This is a genomic window from Massilia sp. BGA-UO-ETr-WB1, assembly GCF_059567845.1.
On the sequence record NZ_JCAQOT010000020.1, the window covers coordinates 1 to 14,617 of the forward strand.

At 66.8% G+C, this 14,617-nt stretch carries 15 protein-coding genes; 6 read left to right on the forward strand and 9 right to left on the reverse strand.

Features of this window, described 5'->3' with window-relative positions; translation table 11 throughout:
• Window positions 1–170: 170 nt before the first annotated feature.
• The gene (locus AC56DV_RS04415; RefSeq protein WP_496313094.1) at window positions 171–764 is read right to left on the reverse strand and encodes an NAD(P)H-dependent oxidoreductase; all 594 of its coding nucleotides are present in this window, start codon (window positions 762–764) and stop codon (window positions 171–173) included.
• A 147-nt stretch (window positions 765–911) separates the two neighbouring features.
• On the opposite strand from AC56DV_RS04415, the gene AC56DV_RS04420 reads away from it, so the two are divergent.
• The 3 genes from AC56DV_RS04420 to AC56DV_RS04430 all read left to right on the forward strand — a co-directional run bounded on the left by AC56DV_RS04420 (window position 912) and on the right by AC56DV_RS04430 (window position 4,690).
• Window positions 912–1,829, forward strand: coding sequence for an AraC family transcriptional regulator (locus AC56DV_RS04420; protein WP_496313095.1), 918 nt, complete (start codon window positions 912–914; stop codon window positions 1,827–1,829).
• A 91-nt stretch (window positions 1,830–1,920) separates the two neighbouring features.
• Window positions 1,921–2,394, forward strand: coding sequence for a (2Fe-2S)-binding protein (locus AC56DV_RS04425; RefSeq protein ID WP_496313096.1), 474 nt, complete (start codon window positions 1,921–1,923; stop codon window positions 2,392–2,394).
• 10 nt (window positions 2,395–2,404) lie between these two features.
• Window positions 2,405–4,690 carry a xanthine dehydrogenase family protein molybdopterin-binding subunit gene (locus AC56DV_RS04430; RefSeq protein WP_496313097.1) on the forward strand — a complete coding sequence of 762 codons (2,286 nt, stop codon included), beginning with the start codon at window positions 2,405–2,407 and terminating at the stop codon, window positions 4,688–4,690.
• 8 nt (window positions 4,691–4,698) lie between these two features.
• Here the strand turns inward: AC56DV_RS04430 and AC56DV_RS04435 are convergent, their stop codons facing one another.
• Entirely contained in the window at window positions 4,699–5,631 is a 933-nt protein-coding gene (locus AC56DV_RS04435; RefSeq protein ID WP_496313098.1) for an AraC family transcriptional regulator, read from the reverse strand.
• A 165-nt stretch (window positions 5,632–5,796) separates the two neighbouring features.
• Between AC56DV_RS04435 and AC56DV_RS04440 the strand changes: the two genes are divergently transcribed.
• A complete protein-coding gene (locus AC56DV_RS04440; RefSeq protein WP_496313099.1) occupies window positions 5,797–6,537 on the forward strand; it encodes an SDR family oxidoreductase in 741 nt (246 codons plus the stop codon).
• A gap of 11 nt (window positions 6,538–6,548) precedes the next feature.
• Here AC56DV_RS04440 and AC56DV_RS04445 read toward each other — a convergent pair whose 3' ends face one another.
• From AC56DV_RS04445 to AC56DV_RS04460, 4 genes are read right to left on the reverse strand one after another with little or no spacing between them, the layout of a single operon-like run.
• The gene (locus AC56DV_RS04445; protein ID WP_496313100.1) at window positions 6,549–7,418 is read right to left on the reverse strand and encodes an EamA family transporter; all 870 of its coding nucleotides are present in this window, start codon (window positions 7,416–7,418) and stop codon (window positions 6,549–6,551) included.
• Window positions 7,419–7,446: 28 nt separating this feature from the next.
• A complete protein-coding gene (locus tag AC56DV_RS04450; RefSeq protein ID WP_496313101.1) occupies window positions 7,447–8,304 on the reverse strand; it encodes a substrate-binding periplasmic protein in 858 nt (285 codons plus the stop codon).
• Entirely contained in the window at window positions 8,301–9,569 is a 1,269-nt protein-coding gene (locus AC56DV_RS04455; RefSeq protein ID WP_496313102.1) for a TCR/Tet family MFS transporter, read from the reverse strand. The genes AC56DV_RS04450 and AC56DV_RS04455 overlap by 4 nt, the downstream gene beginning before the upstream one ends.
• Before the next feature lie 22 nt (window positions 9,570–9,591).
• Window positions 9,592–10,251, reverse strand: coding sequence for an HD domain-containing protein (locus AC56DV_RS04460; RefSeq protein WP_057154756.1), 660 nt, complete (start codon window positions 10,249–10,251; stop codon window positions 9,592–9,594).
• Between the two features lie 204 nt (window positions 10,252–10,455).
• Here AC56DV_RS04460 and AC56DV_RS04465 point away from each other — a divergent pair, with 204 nt between their 5' ends.
• Together AC56DV_RS04465 and AC56DV_RS04470 are read left to right on the forward strand one after the other, a co-directional pair.
• Window positions 10,456–10,947 (forward strand): chemotaxis protein CheW, encoded by a 492-nt coding sequence (locus AC56DV_RS04465; protein ID WP_496313103.1) that lies wholly within the window; start codon window positions 10,456–10,458, stop codon window positions 10,945–10,947.
• 5 nt (window positions 10,948–10,952) lie between these two features.
• The gene (locus tag AC56DV_RS04470) at window positions 10,953–12,578 is read left to right on the forward strand and encodes a methyl-accepting chemotaxis protein (RefSeq protein WP_496313104.1); all 1,626 of its coding nucleotides are present in this window, start codon (window positions 10,953–10,955) and stop codon (window positions 12,576–12,578) included.
• Here the strand turns inward: AC56DV_RS04470 and AC56DV_RS04475 are convergent.
• From AC56DV_RS04475 to AC56DV_RS04485, 3 genes are all read right to left on the reverse strand, one after another.
• Window positions 12,575–13,261, reverse strand: coding sequence for a reverse transcriptase-like protein (locus AC56DV_RS04475; RefSeq protein WP_496313105.1), 687 nt, complete (start codon window positions 13,259–13,261; stop codon window positions 12,575–12,577). The two genes, AC56DV_RS04470 and AC56DV_RS04475, sit on opposite strands and share 4 nt — an antisense overlap.
• Window positions 13,262–13,298: 37 nt before the next feature.
• Complete coding sequence (locus tag AC56DV_RS04480) at window positions 13,299–13,859, reverse strand: YXWGXW repeat-containing protein (RefSeq protein ID WP_496313106.1); 561 nt, start codon at window positions 13,857–13,859, stop codon at window positions 13,299–13,301.
• A gap of 230 nt (window positions 13,860–14,089) precedes the next feature.
• Window positions 14,090–14,344 (reverse strand): hypothetical protein, encoded by a 255-nt coding sequence (locus AC56DV_RS04485; RefSeq protein WP_496313107.1) that lies wholly within the window; start codon window positions 14,342–14,344, stop codon window positions 14,090–14,092.
• Window positions 14,345–14,617 lie beyond the last annotated feature (273 nt).

A 14,617-nucleotide genomic window follows, 5' to 3' on the forward strand; every position in this document is an offset into this window, starting at 1 on the left:
TCGGTTCCTTCGACAAAACGCTTCATCCTGCTCTCCTGATTGCGTCAGATGAGCTATTAACGCTTCAGAAAAAATCTCGTTTACATTGGGAGCGTGTTTTCACACAGCCTGGGGCGGGAGCTGCCGGTCGTCAGACATCCTGCGTCAGGGCGAGTCTGAGCTAGTACACCTTACTGTACGGTGATGGCCAGATGCTCACGCAGCCGCGCGATGTCGCCCTCGACGTCCGCGTGCTTAACCACGTCGTGCGACGAGAACGTGGGCAGCACTTCGGCGCCGCAGAACTTGTAGTTGGCGGTGTTGGACACGAACACGTCGTCCACCGACTTGCCCTCGAATAGCCTTTGCTGCGGATTGCCGAAAGCTTCCTTCGGGGCGTTCCAGGTCAGCGACATCATGTAGCGCTTGCCTTGCATCTTGCCGCCGCTGCCGTACTGCTTACCCGGTTCGTCGCGGCTGCGGCCGTCGTCCACCAGCAGGCGCTGCTGCACCAGGCCTGCGGTGAATACCTCATCGACGTACTTCTTGTAGATCCACGGCATGCCGAACCAGTACACCGGCGATTGCAGAATAATCACATCCGCCCAAACGTGCTTGTCCACTTCCGCGTCGACGTCGTAGCCCGTCTCGATGACCGACTCCCGCACTTCATAGCCGCGCTGCGCCATCTCCTCGCGGATCACGCCGGCCATGGTGTGATTCAGTTTGCCGGTGGCCATGCCCTGATAAGCCTGGTGGGCATTGATAATCAATACACGTTTCATTTTCGTCCGATAAAAAGCTGCGATGGCAAGCATTGTCCGGCCGTTTGCGGCCGGAACGCTTGCCGGAACTGATGCAGTTTTTGCCTGATCCGACGAGCCGCCGGTGCGGCCGATGGAAAAGCGCTGCAACCGTGCTACGCTGCAAATATGAACTCTTCGCACACTTCAAGCAGCGCGGCTCGCGCGGAACTGGCGCGCGTGGTCGGCGCGATTGCCCAAACCGACGGCGAGCACGCCAACGCCATTCCATCCCTGATGTTTTACCGCCGCAGCGCCGTCAGCGATCCGGTGCCGTGCATTTACGGGCTCGGGCTGGGCATGGCCCTGCAGGGCGGCAAGCGCGTCACGCTGGGCGGCGAGATTTACGACTATGGCCCGGGCCAGTCGCTGGTCACCGCGATGGACCTGCCTGTGGTGTCCTATGTCACGCGGGCCGGTAGCGGCGAGCCTTACCTGGGGATGTGGCTGGGGCTCGATTGCGGCCGTCTGGCCCAGGTGGCGGCAAGCATGGACTTGTCGGCGCCGCTGGCTGCGGCCAGCGCGCGGGCGTTGTCGGTGGTGGACCTGGACGAGGGCCTCACGCAGGCCTTGATCCGGCTGGTGCGGCTGCTCGACGAACCCCGCCTGATCAAGCAGTTGGCGCCGCTGATCGAGCAGGAGATCATGGTGCGCCTGTTGAGCGGCGAGCATGGGCCGGCCTTGCGCCAGCTGGTGGCGGCGGGTTCGCCCAGCCAGCAGATCGCGCGCGTCATCGGCTGGCTGAAGCAGCATTACACCGAGGACTTCCCGATGGACGACCTGGCCGCGCAGGCGCACATGAGTCCATCCACCTTCCGGCTGCACTTCCGCGCGGTGGCCGGCATGAGCCCCTTGCAGTACCTGAAGCAGTTGCGCCTGCAGGACGCGCGCCAGCTGATGCTGAACGAGGACATCGATGCCGGCAGCGCGGCGCTGCGGGTGGGCTACGAGAGCGCTTCGCAGTTCAGCCGCGAATATACGCGCTTGTTCGGCGCGCCGCCGCTGCGTGATATCCGCCGCTTGCAAGAGTCGGTGGAAACTCGTTGAATCGGGCAAGATAACGGTCGGAAGCGGCAAACGCTTTTGGGGGGCACGCGGTCATACTGCAGCTGTTCCCCAACCAGGAGTTTTGCCCACCATGACCACGCTTACTGTCAACGGCCGCCAGCACGCCATCGAAGACGATCCGGGTACGCCCATCCTCTGGGCGCTGCGCGACACCCTCGGCCTGACCGGCACCAAATTCGGCTGCGGCGCTGCGCTGTGCGGCGCCTGCACCGTGCACCTGGACGGCCAGGCGATCCGTTCCTGCATCACGCCGATCTCGGTCGCCGAAGGCAAAAAGATCACCACCATCGAAGCGGCCACGGACGGCAGCGACCGCGTTGGCGCAGCCGTGCAGGCGGCGTGGATCAAGCACGACGTGGCGCAGTGCGGCTACTGCCAAAGCGGCCAGATCATGAGCGCCACCGCCTTCCTCAAGTCGCTCCCGCGCGGCAAGCAGCCCACCGCGGCTGAAATCGAATCCGCCATGGCGGGCAATATCTGCCGCTGCGGCACCTATGCCCGCATCCGCGCCGCCATTGCCGACGCCGCCCGCACGCTCGCCTGAAGGAACCACTATGCTGCCCCGTATCGATCCAAATCAATTCGATCTGAACCAATTGCCGCGCGCCCTGCAAAAGATGCTGGCGCGCGAGGACGGCCCTGAAGCGGCGCAGCCGCCGCGCCGGGCCTTCCTGAAAATGCTGGGCGTATCCGGGCTGGCTCTGGGCGCCTTCCCGCAACTGGCGTCGGCGCAGGGCCAGGCACAGGCGCCGGCCGCGCTCAAGGCCACAGAACAGCCGCTGGCTTTCGTGCAGATCGCCCCCGACGGCATCGTGACGGTGACCGTCAACCGCCTGGAATTCGGACAGGGCGTGCAGACCGCGCTGCCGATGATACTGGCCGAGGAACTGGACGCGGACTGGAAGCTGGTGCGCAGCCAGCTGGGTTCCAACGATCCGGCCTACGTCGATCCCATGTTCGGCATGCACCTTACCGGCGGCTCGAACTCGATCAAGAATAGCTTCACCCAGTACCGTGAACTGGGCGCCCGCGCCCGCGCCATGCTGCTGGCGGCAGCCGCGCAGCGCTGGAACGTGGACGCGGCCAGCTTGAGCACGCAGGCGGGTACGGTGCTCGGGCCGGGCGGGCGCAAGCTGGGCTACGGCGAGCTGGCCGAGGCTGCGGCGGCGCTGCCGGTGCCGCAAGCGGTCTCGCTGAAAGACCCGAAGGCGTTCCGCATCATCGGCCAGCCCACCGGGCGGCTGGACGCGCGCGCCAAAAGCAGCGGCGGCCAGCACTTCGGCATCGACACGCGTCGGCCGGGCCAGCTGACGGCCGTGGTGGCGCGCCCGCCGGTGTTCGGCGCGCGCGTGGCGTCGGTGGACGATAGCGCCGCCCGCGCCGTCAAGGGCGTGCGCGCCGTGCTACGCGTGCCGCTGGACCGTGGCGCGGAAGGCGTGGCGGTGCTGGCCGACGGTTACTGGTCCGCCAAGCAGGGCCGCGATGCGCTCAAGCTGGAATGGAACACGGACGGCGTGGAGAAGGTGGACAGCGAACAGCAGCTGCGCCAGTACCGCGCGCTGGCCGCGCAGGAAGGGCCGCGCAAGTTCGACGCCGACATGGCTCCGCTGGCCGGCGCGCCGCTGCATATCGACGCCGAATTCGTGTTCCCCTACCTGGCGCATGCGCCGATGGAACCGCTGAACTGCACCGTGCTGCTGGGCGAGGGCAGTGCGGAGCTGTGGGTAGGCACCCAGTTCCACGGCGTGGACAGCGCGGCCGCCGCGCGCGTGCTGGGCATCAAGCCGGAACAGGTGACGATGCATGTGCAGATGGCGGGCGGCGGCTTCGGCCGGCGCGCCGCCAGCAGCAGCGACTTCGTGGTGGAGGCTTGCGGTATCGCCAAGGCTGCCCGCGCCGCCGGCGTGAATGTGCCGGTGCGCACGGTGTGGAGCCGCGAGGACGACATGCGCGGCGGCTACTACCGGCCCATGCACCTGCACCGCGCCCGCATCGGCTTCGATGCGCAAGGCAAGGTGCTGGCCTGGGACCACGCCATCGTGGGCCAGTCCATCACCACCGGCTCGGTGTTCGAAGCCTTCCAGGTCAAGAACGGCATCGACGGCACCGCCACCGAAGGCATGCGCGATCCGTATCCTTTCCCGATGCGGCTGACTGTGCACCATCCCAAGCTGAATGTGCCGGTGCTGTGGTGGCGCAGCGTGGGCTCCAATCACACCGCCTTCGTGATGGAGACCCTGGTCGACGAGATCGCGCGCGCCACCAAGCAGGACCCGGTGGCGTACCGCATGAAGATGTTCGGCGACAAGCACGCGCGCCACCGCGCCGCGCTGCAACTGGCGGTTGACAAGAGCGGCTACGGCAAGCGGCGCCTGGCCGCCGGCCGCGCCTGGGGCGTTGCGGTGCACGAATCGTTCGAGTCCGTAGTGGCCTACGTGGTGGAGGCGTCCATGCGCGGCGGCCGGCCGACGCTGCACCAGGTGACCGCCGGCGTGCACTGCAACCTGGCTGTGAACCCGCGCAGCATCGAGGCGCAAGTGCAGGGGGCGGCGGTGATGGGGCTGTCCATGTGCCTTCCCGGCGCGGCCATCACGCTCAAGGACGGCGTGGTCGAGCAGAGCAACTTCGGCGACTTCACCGTGGCGCGCATGACGGATATGCCGGGCTTCGCGGTGCACATTGTGCCGAGCGCGGAACCGCCAACCGGCATCGGCGAGCCGGGCTTGCCGCCGCTGGCGCCGGCCTTCGCCAACGCCATCACGCGCCTGACCGGCAAGCCGTTGCGCAACATGCCCTTCGATCTGTCGCCCAAGCACGCTGCGCCGGCGGCGGCCGGCTGAGTCCCGGCCTACTGCACCGTGATGTAGGGCGCGCCGCGCTCGGCCGGCATCTGGCACAGCAGGGTGCGCATTTCGCGCGCCTCGTCGGCCGGCGTGCGGCCGAAGAAGCGCTTGAACTCGCGGCTGAACTGCGAGTTGCTTTCGTAGCCCACCCGCGCCGACGCGCTGGCCGCGCTCAGCCCGTCCTGCACCATCAGCAGCCGCGCCTTGTGCAGCCGGGTGCTCTTCAGGTACTGGATGGGCGAGGTCTGCGTGACGGCCTTGAAGTTGGCGTGGAAGGCCGCCACGCTCATGCCGGCCTCGCCGGCCAGAGTGGCAACGTCGATCTGGCTGCTCACGTCGGCGTGGATGCGGCGCAGCGCCTTGCCTATTTTGCCGAAATGGCTCTGGTGCGCCAGCGCGGCGCGCAACGAGCCGCCTTGCACGCCGGTCAGCACGCGGTACAGGATCTCGCGCATGGCGCTGGGCGCCAGCAGTTGCGTTTCCAGCGGCGAGGTGAGCGCCTCCAGCAGGCGCAGCACCGCGTCGCACAATTTGGCGTCCATCGGCGAGGAAATGATGCCTTTCGGTTCTGCCGCGATGGCGGTGCCGGACTGCTCCACCGCCAGCATCAGCTCCGCCGCCATCTGCAGGTCGATGCGGATCGACACGGCCAGCATCGGCTCGGCCTCGGTGGCAAGCACGGTTTCGCCCTCGAACGGCAGCGGCACCGACAACACCAGGAACTGCTGCGCGTCGTACACATAGGATTGCCCGCCGAGGTAACCGTGCTTGCGCCCAGAGCAGACGATGACGATGCACGGCTCGTACAGCACCGGCATGCGCGGAATGGGACGGTTGGCGCGCATGAATTTCACGCCGTCGAGGGCGGACAGGGTGGAGCCTTCGGAGGGCGCGAGGCGGTTCATCAGCGCCGTCATGCGTTGTTGTGGGTCTGGCATGGCTATCCTGGATTCCGTAGGTTCGTGCATGCATTATGCCTGGTTTTGCCTCGTTCCTCGCAAGGATTGGAGGATTAGGCAATAGGTCGATATCTTCCGGCATTCACGGGAAGGCACCGCTTCCTTAAACTTCATTCCATCAACAACGGCTCAGGAGGGCGCATCATGACGCAACGGGAAAATCAACAAGTAGTCCTTATCACGGGCGCCAGCAGCGGCATCGGCGAGGCAACGGCGCGCCTGTTGGCGCAGCAAGGCATGCACGTGGTGCTGGGCGCGCGCCGCACGGACCGGCTGGAACTGCTGACGGCGGAGATCCGCGCGGCGGGCGGCTCGGCGGACTTCCGCGCGCTGGACGTGACCGACGCGGACGACGTGCAGACTTTCGTGCTGGCCGCGCACAAGCAGCATGGCCGCGTGGATGTGATGATCAACAACGCCGGCGTGATGCCGCTCTCGCGCCTGGACGCGCTCAAGCTGAAGGAGTGGGACCGCATGATAGACGTGAACGTGCGCGGCGTCCTGTATGGCATCGCGGCAGCGCTGCCGCTGATGCAGGTGCAGCGCTCGGGGCAGATCATCAACATGGCCTCGATCGGCGCCTACACGGTGAGCCCGACGGCGGCGGTGTACTGCGCCACCAAGTTCGCGGTGGCCGCCATCACCGAGGGCCTGCGGCAGGAGGTGGGCGGGGACATCCGGGTGACGCTGGTGTCGCCGGGCGTGACAGAGTCCGAACTGGCCGACAGCATTTCGGACGAGCAGGGCCGCGCGGAGATGAAGGAATTCCGCAAGGTGGCCATCGGGCCGGATGCGATTGCGCGCGCGATCCTGTTCGCCATCGAGCAGCCGGCGGACGTGGACGTGAGCGAGATCGTGGTGCGGCCTACCGCCAGCCCGTACTAAGCCGGCCCGCACTAAACCGGAGCGTAGCGCATCAGCGCGGCGCCGCAGGCGATCAGGGCGATGGCGGCGTAGCGCTGGGGGCTGATTTTCTCGCCCAGGAGGAAGACGGCGATGGCGGCGGCGAACAGGATGGCTGTTTCGCGCAGCGCCGCCACAGCCGCCACCGGCGCCATCGTCATCGCCCACAGCGACATGGCGTAGGAGCCGAGCGTGCCGGCGCCGCCCAGCGCAGCCACGCGCCAGTGGGTGGCCGCGTAGGCGGCGAATTGTGCGCGGCGCCGCAGCAGGGTCCAGGCCAGCAGGCCGGCGGCGGTGAAGACGAACAGCCACATGGTGTATGCGACCGGCGACCCGGAGCGCCGCGCGCCCACGCCGTCCACCAGCGTGTAGCACGCGATGCTGCAGGCGTTCAGCAGCGCGTACAGCACGGCGCGGCCGGGCCGCTGCCCCGCCGCGTCAGAGGCTGGCGCCGCCCGCCGGTGCGCGAGCGCCATGCTGAAGATGCCGCCGCTGATGCAGGCCACGGCGGCGAACTGCATGGCCGTCAGCTGCTCGCCCAGCAAAGGCCCGCTGGCCAGCGCCACCAGCAGCGGGGCGCTGCCGCGCATCAGCGGGTAGGCCAGGCTCATGTCGCCGTGCCGGTACGCGGCCGACATCAGGCCGTAGTAGAAATAGTGGATGACGGTGGTGGCGAACAGCATCGGCCAGCTGGCGGGCGCGGGCGCCGGGAAGAACGGCAGTGCGGCCAGCGAAATGAGCGCGGCGCCCGAGGCCACCAGCACCGAGGTGAGGAAGGCGTCCTTGCCGGCTTTGACGAGCGCGTTCCAGCCTGCGTGCAGCAGCGCTGCCAGCAGGATGACGGCGACAACCTGTCCGGACATCGGCAGTGCAGGTGCAAGCGCCGGGCGCTTAGCGCGGGCGCACGCTTTCGGCCAGGATGGCGGGGCGGTGCACGCGCTGGAAGGCTTCCATCACCGCGTTGGACTTGGCCACCCGTTCCATCATGTCCAGCATGGCGGCCTGGTCCTCCGGCTTGAGCGAACGGCGCGACACGTAGACGCCGCTCTCGCTCCACGGCAGTTCCGGTATCGGCTCCACCCGCAGCCTGTCCAGCATGCCGGCCAGGCGAGGTTCGCGCATCACGGCGCCGGCCAGCGTGGTCGGGCCCATGATGGTGACGTCGATGGCGCCCGACTGCATCAGCCGGGCCACCGCCGCCGTGTCCACTTCCTGGAACAGGCGTCCCTGCCTGGCCAGTTCCTTGATCAGCACCTGGTAAGGTTCGCCATAGTCGAAACCACGCACCACCGCCACGCGCAGCTCCTGGCGCTGCAGCAGATCCTGCGCGCTGGTGAGGGCAGGGCGTCCGTTGGCCAGCGAAATAAGCGTGGCGCGGTGGCCGATCAGGGGAATGAAGGTGCCGATCTGGTCGCGCGCCGCGGTGCGCGTGGCGGGCAGCATCAGGTCGGCCTTGCCCATTTCGAACAGCACTTCCTGGCGCGCGCGCGGCACTCCGGAAAACGCCAGCTGGCAGCCGGCTTTCTGGCTGGCCACGCGCAGTACGTCGGGATAGATTCCGCCCACTTCGCCGTTGCTGATGGTGATGCTGACGCCTATCGGCGCCACCGGCACGGCGATCTCGCGCGAGCATTGCGCCGAAGCCGGCACGGCCAAAGAACCCAGCACCGCCAGCATCGCCAGCAATCCCGGCGCCGGCAGCCGCGCCGCCAGCCCGGCGGCGGGAGCGGTTTGGAGGCGCGCCATCATGGCGGCACCGCCGTGCTGGCCGCCTGCTTGAGGTCGTGCGTGCGGAAGTAGTGCCGCGCCACCAGGATGGCCACCGCCTGCATGGCCGCGCAGACGAAGAAGCTGCTGCCGATGCGCCAGTCGTTGGCCGGCAGGTGGCTCACCTCGCCCAGGATGGCGCTGCCCAGCAGCGGCATGAAGATGATGCCGATGCTGCTGATCGACTGCAGTGAACCCATCAGCTCGCCCTGCTGGCCGGCGTCGGTGGCCTTGGAGATGATGCCCTGCAGCGCCGGCCCGGCGGCGAACGCCATCAGGTTGCAGCAGATGAAGAGGTACATCATCCAGCCTTGCGTGGCCAGGCCGTACAGCGTGTAGGTGATGCAGCCCGAGGCCAGGCCGATCAGCGTCAGGCGCACTTCGCCGAACCACTTGATGAAGATGCCCAGCAGCCCGGCCTGCACCACGGCGGCGGCCATGCCGACGCAGAACAGCGCGGCGCCGTTCTGGCCGGGGCTCCAGTCGAAGCGGAAGTGGGTGTACAGCACCCAGGTCGACTGCAGCATCATCTGCGCGCAGGTCATCAGCGCGAAGGCGATGATCAGGCCTCGGATATCCTCGCGGCGGGCCAGCTTGAACAGGCCGTCGAGCGGATTGACGCGGGTGAGCTTGAACTTCGAGCGGCGCGATTCGGGCAGCGATTCGGGCACGCAGAAATAGCCGTAGATGAAATTGGCGGCCGACAGGCCGGCCGCCACGTAGAACGGCAGGTGCAGGTCGATGCTGCCCAGCAGGCCGCCCAGCATGGGGCCGGCGATGAAGCCCAGGCCGAAGGCGGCGCCGATCTTGCCGAAGCTCTTGGCCCGGTTCTCGTGGGTGGAAATGTCGGACGCGTAGGCCGAGGCCACCGACATGCTGGCCGAGGAGGCGCCGCCGATCACGCGGCCGATGAACATGCAGGCCAGGTTGGGCGCCCAGGCGGTGGACAGGAAGTTGATGCACATGCCGGCCATGGAGTACAGCAGAACGGGACGCCGCCCCACGCGGTCGCTCACGGCGCCCAGCATGGGCATGAAGAGGAACTGCATCAGCCCGAACACGGCGCCCATCACGCCGTACCACAGCGCCTGCGCGTCGCGCGTGTGGACGAATTCGCCGACCAGGATGGGCAGCACCGGCACCACCAGGCCGATGCCCAGCATGTCGATGAACACGCACACCAGCACGAATTTGAGGTTGCCGTTGGAGGTGGTGGAAAGGGGAACGGGTTCGCTTTTGCTGGTCATGGGCTGAAAAATCGGATCAGGGCTACGGCGTGGCGGGGCTGGCGGCCCACTCGGCGATGAAGCTGTCGCGGAAGGCGATCAGCTCGGCCAGGCGGCTTTGCCCGAGGCGGCGGCCGGCGGCGGTCTGCATCTTGGCCGGCAGGGTGGCCAGCTTGACGTCGATATGGTCGAGCGAATAGGCTTTGTCGTCCAGTTCGCGGTGCAGCGCCATCGGGTCGTCGGCGTGGGCCAGCGCGCAGCCCATGCGGCCGGCGGTGTAGAACATGCGCGCCAGGCCGACTGCGCCCAGCGCGTCGAGGCGGTCGGCGTCCTGCACGATCTTCGCTTCGATGGTTTCCGGCTTGATGCCGGCCGAGAAGCTGTGGGTCTCGATGGCATGCGCGGTGGCGGCCAGCTTCTCGGGCGGGAAGCCCAGTTCGGCCAGCTGGCGGCTGGCCAGGCGCGCGGCCTGGCGCGAAGCGAGATGGCGGTCCGGCGAATTCTTGGGCAGGTTCACCAGGTCGTGCAGATAGCAGGCCGCCAGCACCACCAGCGCGTCGGCCTCCGGGTAGTCGTCCATCAGCAGGGTGGCGTTGCGCCACACGCGGTGCAGATGGTTGGTGTCGTGCGCGCCGTCATCGGCGGCGGCGGCGGTGGCCAACGCCACCAGGCGCGGGTGCCAGCTACTTAACAACGTATTCATTCTTCTCCTTGGGGCGGGGCATGCTGCTGCCCTGTGATTGTGGCATTGAATTGACAAGAAGGCCATAGCAGTTTGCTTTCCCATCATGGAGAAAAGTATTGCACCAGTGCATTTATTTGATGCGTAAACTCTTGTCTTGCGGTAACATTACAGATATTTTGTTCATTTGTGAACTTCTGTTTTGCAAGCCACCTAGAGGAACTTATGTCTACCGACGCCATTTCCGCCGCCAACGTCGCGGCCGCCGCCGAATACCTCGCCTTTACCCTGGGCCAGGAAGAGTACGGCATCGACATCCAGAAGGTCAGCGAGATCCGCAGCTACGAAACGCCGACCCGCATCGCCAGCGCACCGGAATTCGTCAAGGGCGTGATCAACCTGCGCGGCCTGATCGTGCCGATCGTGGACATGCGCATCAAGTTCAACGTCGGCGAGCCGACTTACAACCAGTTCACCGTCGTCATCATCCTCAACATCGGCCAGCGCGTGGTGGGCATGGTGGTCGACAGCGTGTCGGACGTGACCATCCTGACCCCGGAGCAGGTCAAGCCGGCGCCGGAAATCACCTCCACGCTGAACACCGAGTACATCGTCGGCCTGGGCACCATCGACGAGCGCATGCTGATCCTGGTGGACATCGACCGCCTGATGACGAGCGCCGACATGGGCCTGCTCGACACGGCCCTTGCCGCGTGAGCGCCGTGAGCGTCCTGTCCAACATCAGCATCGGCAAGCGCCTGGCACTGGGCTTTGCCGTCATCCTGGCCCTGTCGGTGGCCATTACCAGCGTATCCATCTGGCGCCTGCACGAAGTGGCCAGCGCCACGCGCGCGATGATGGAAGTGCCGCTGGCGAAGGAGCGCATGATCAGCGACTGGTCGAGCAAGATCGACAGCGCGATCCGCCGCACCACCGCCATCGCCCGCAGCAGCGACCTGTCGCTGGCTGCTTACTTTGCCGACGAATCGAAGAAGTCGAGCGCCGTTTCGGCGGAACTGCAGAAGAAGGTCGAGGCGCTGATCAGCGACGACGAGAAGGAGCTGTTCGGCCGCATCGGCGAGCAGCGCAAGATCTACCTGTCCTCGCGCGACAAGGTGGCCAAGCTGAAGGCCGACGGCGCGCTGGAAGAGGCGGAAGCGCACTTCAACAACGTGTTCGCGCCCGGCGCGGCCGCTTACCAGAACCTGATGACTGAACTGCTGAAGCTCCAGCGCAGCAAGATCGACGCTATCGCGGTGGAGATCGAGACGGGTGCGGATGCAAGCCGAGGACTGTTGATAGCGCTAACTCTGCTGGTGCTGGCATTCGGCGCGCTCAGTTCCTGGCTGCTCACCACCGGCATCACGCGGCCGCTGGGCGAGGCGCTGGACGCGGCGCGGCGCGTGGCCTCGGGCGACCTGACCGGCGCCATCCGCGTCAGCGGCAGCGACGAAACCGGCCAGCTGCTGCTGGCGTTGCAGGACATGAACAACGCGCTGCTCAACATCGTGATGCAGGTGCGCAGCGGCACGGCGGAGATTGAAACGTCGTCCACCGAGATCGCGGCCGGCAACCAGGACCTGTCGTCACGCACCGAGCAGCAGGCCAGCTCGCTGGAGGAAACCGCCGCCTCGATGGAGGAGCTGACCGCCACCGTGAAGAACAACGCCAGCAACGCGCACCAGGCCAACCAGCTGGCCGATGCGGCGGCGCAGGTTGCGGTCCGGGGCGGCGCCGTGGTGGCCGAGGTGGTGGGCACGATGGACGCCATCAACGCCGCTTCGCGCAAGATCGTGGACATCATCGCCGTTATCGACGGCATCGCTTTCCAGACCAACATCCTGGCCCTGAACGCAGCCGTGGAAGCGGCGCGCGCCGGGGAGCAGGGCCGAGGCTTTGCCGTGGTGGCCAGCGAAGTGCGCACGCTGGCGCAGCGTTCGGCTGCCGCGGCCAAGGAAATCAAGGAGCTGATCGGCGATTCGGTGGACAAGGTGAACCAGGGCGGCAAGCTGGTGGCCGACGCCGGCTCGACGATGGAAGACATCGTGGCCAGCGTGCACCGGGTGAGCACCATCATCACCGAGATCACCACCGCCAGCAAGGAGCAGAGCGCCGGCATCGACGAGGTGTACAAGGCCATCGGCGAGATGGACCAGGTGACGCAGCAGAACGCCGCGCTGGTGGAGCAGGCGGCTGCCGCCGCCGAGTCCATGCAGCAGCAGGCGGCGCAGCTGGCCGAGGTGGTCAGCGTGTTCCAGGTGGGCGGCGCGGCCGACCCGTCGGCACGCCGCTTGACGGGCGCGCCTGCCGCCCGCGTGCAGGGCAGGAAGGCGCTGGCGCTGCGCTAGTCCTGTCCGCCGGCCCAGGAGGCGATCGCCTGTTGCGACAGGCGGTCCGCCTCGCCATTGCGGTGGCGCGGCACCCAGTGCAGCGTCACTTGCCCCGATTTCCCCAGTTCCGCCAGCAGACCCCGCACCCGTTCGCGGTGCAGTTCCAGTCCCTTCGCCCCTGCGCCCGCACCGGCCGCCACGTCGCCGATCACCACCTGGCTGTCGCCGTATACCGCCAGCAGCGGCGGGCGGGCGGCGAGGGCGGCTTGCAGCAGCGCCTCCAGCGCCAGGTATTCCGCTTCCCCGCTGTTGCCATGCCCTGCGCGCCGGCTGATCTCGATGCGCTCGCCCGCCGGCCCCAGTAGCAGCGCGCCTATGCCCAGCCGTCCCGGATTGGGATGCGCCGAGCCGTCGAACCATGCCTGCCATGCGCCGGCAGGCGCTTGCCTGGCCGTCCTGTTTGCGGCCAGCTTGTCGGCGCGCTCTTGCAGTCGCGCATTGCGGCGAGCATCATCCGCGCTACGCTGCCGCTCTCGCGCCAACAGCAAATCAGGCAGCCCGGCGGAACCGGCTGCCTGCTCTAGGATCTGCTGTAGTGCTGCCGCTTCGGTTATGCCTATCGCTTTGGCGAGGCGCCGGCTGGCGGCGCGTTCGCGATGGAAGGCCGCTGCGTTAAGTTGTTGTTCGGTGTGTGCGGACATGCCGCATTATCGCATCACCCGCATCGACGCCAAGGCCTCAGTTGCGGCGCGGGTTGTCGGGACGGTGGTCGTAGCGGTTGGGCACACCGTCGCCGTCGCGGTCGCGGTCATGGCGGTTCGGCACGCCGTCGCGGTCATTGTCGTAGCCCCGGCCGCGGTCATAGCCACGGTCATGACCATAGTAACGGTTGGGATGGTTGTCGTAACGGTTGGGGATGCCGTCGCCGTCGCGGTCGCGGTCATAGCGGTTCGGGATGCCGTCGCGGTCCATGTCGCCCCGGCCTCGGCGGTCCCAGCGGCCTTCGTGGCGCACCCAGTGGCCGTGCGAATGCACCCATTGCGGCTGGGTATAGTAGTAGCCCGGGCGTTCACGCAGCCAGTGGCCGGCAACCCACACGTGGCGGTAGCCGTCCCAGTTCCAGAAGCCGGGCGCCCAAACGTAGCCGTGGCGGGGCGGCGGCAGGCTTTCATAGCGCAGCGGAGGCGGCGCGGTGCCGATCACGAGATTGACGTCCACCTGGGCCGAAGCAGGCATTGGCGCGAAGGCGGCAGAGCTGACAGCCAACAGGGCTGCTGCGTATAAGGTAGGCTTGATCATGGTGTTCTCCGTTGATATGTGTGACGCTGAATTCACTATATCAAGCGCTGCTTGCACGGAGAAAGGAAGATGCAACTTCTTACAACTGACACAGCTGGAAAGACATTCAACCGTATTCGGGACCCTGCAGTGTGAATGCAGTGTGCGCTGGCGCACAGATGCAGGATTCGCCTGTCACGCGGGAGCGTTGGTCTGGCGCGTGGCGTGCAGGCGAATGTTCGGGGCCGGCATCAGATCTTGGCCGATGCGGCGGTTTTGCGTTCGTCGTTCAGCAACTGCAGTTTCTGTTCGGCGCTCAGGCGCTTGGCGCTGACGACCACTACCTGCATGTCCTTGGCGGCAGCGTAGACAGGTGCGGCGGCACGGGCTGCGACTGGCTGTGCTTCGGTGGCGGTCGCGGTGTCGGTGTCAAGGACGTAGTTGGCGGCGCAGGCCAGGCCCAGGGTCACGACAAACAGGGCTTCGAAGTTTTTCAGGACGTTCATTTTGTTCTTCCTTCAGGTGGGTGGTCGGTGTTGTTTGGTGTTCCGATGACTGCACTGTACTCAAAGGCCTCCCAGCCCTCCATCGGATTGCGACGGGCGGCGGATTTTGCGGCGCGAGATGCAAAATCCGGCGATAAAACGGCGTCGCCGGCGATGGCATTCCGGCCACGTTTTCCCGGCTCCCCCCGCTAAGCCCAGCCATACGGACACCATCGGGGCGAGGGGCATATGCGGGCCAAGTTCAGTCATATTCTGCAGTCCATTGCAGAGCGC

What these genes read in the sequence shown, in the direction of transcription:
- AC56DV_RS04415 (WP_496313094.1), bottom strand. Translation starts at nt 764, where the DNA reads ATGAAACGTGTATTGATTATCAATGCCCACCAGGCTTATCAGGGCATG.
- AC56DV_RS04430 (WP_496313097.1), top strand. Translation starts at nt 2,405, where the DNA reads ATGCTGCCCCGTATCGATCCAAATCAATTCGATCTGAACCAATTGCCG.
- AC56DV_RS04440 (WP_496313099.1), top strand. Translation starts at nt 5,797, where the DNA reads ATGACGCAACGGGAAAATCAACAAGTAGTCCTTATCACGGGCGCCAGC.
- AC56DV_RS04475 (WP_496313105.1), bottom strand. Translation starts at nt 13,261, where the DNA reads ATGTCCGCACACACCGAACAACAACTTAACGCAGCGGCCTTCCATCGC.
- AC56DV_RS04450 (WP_496313101.1), bottom strand. Translation starts at nt 8,304, where the DNA reads ATGATGGCGCGCCTCCAAACCGCTCCCGCCGCCGGGCTGGCGGCGCGG.
- AC56DV_RS04425 (WP_496313096.1), top strand. Translation starts at nt 1,921, where the DNA reads ATGACCACGCTTACTGTCAACGGCCGCCAGCACGCCATCGAAGACGAT.
- AC56DV_RS04485 (WP_496313107.1), bottom strand. Translation starts at nt 14,344, where the DNA reads ATGAACGTCCTGAAAAACTTCGAAGCCCTGTTTGTCGTGACCCTGGGC.
- AC56DV_RS04455 (WP_496313102.1), bottom strand. Translation starts at nt 9,569, where the DNA reads ATGACCAGCAAAAGCGAACCCGTTCCCCTTTCCACCACCTCCAACGGC.
- AC56DV_RS04445 (WP_496313100.1), bottom strand. Translation starts at nt 7,418, where the DNA reads ATGTCCGGACAGGTTGTCGCCGTCATCCTGCTGGCAGCGCTGCTGCAC.
- AC56DV_RS04480 (WP_496313106.1), bottom strand. Translation starts at nt 13,859, where the DNA reads ATGATCAAGCCTACCTTATACGCAGCAGCCCTGTTGGCTGTCAGCTCT.
- AC56DV_RS04420 (WP_496313095.1), top strand. Translation starts at nt 912, where the DNA reads ATGAACTCTTCGCACACTTCAAGCAGCGCGGCTCGCGCGGAACTGGCG.
- AC56DV_RS04460 (WP_057154756.1), bottom strand. Translation starts at nt 10,251, where the DNA reads ATGAATACGTTGTTAAGTAGCTGGCACCCGCGCCTGGTGGCGTTGGCC.
- AC56DV_RS04435 (WP_496313098.1), bottom strand. Translation starts at nt 5,631, where the DNA reads ATGCCAGACCCACAACAACGCATGACGGCGCTGATGAACCGCCTCGCG.
- AC56DV_RS04465 (WP_496313103.1), top strand. Translation starts at nt 10,456, where the DNA reads ATGTCTACCGACGCCATTTCCGCCGCCAACGTCGCGGCCGCCGCCGAA.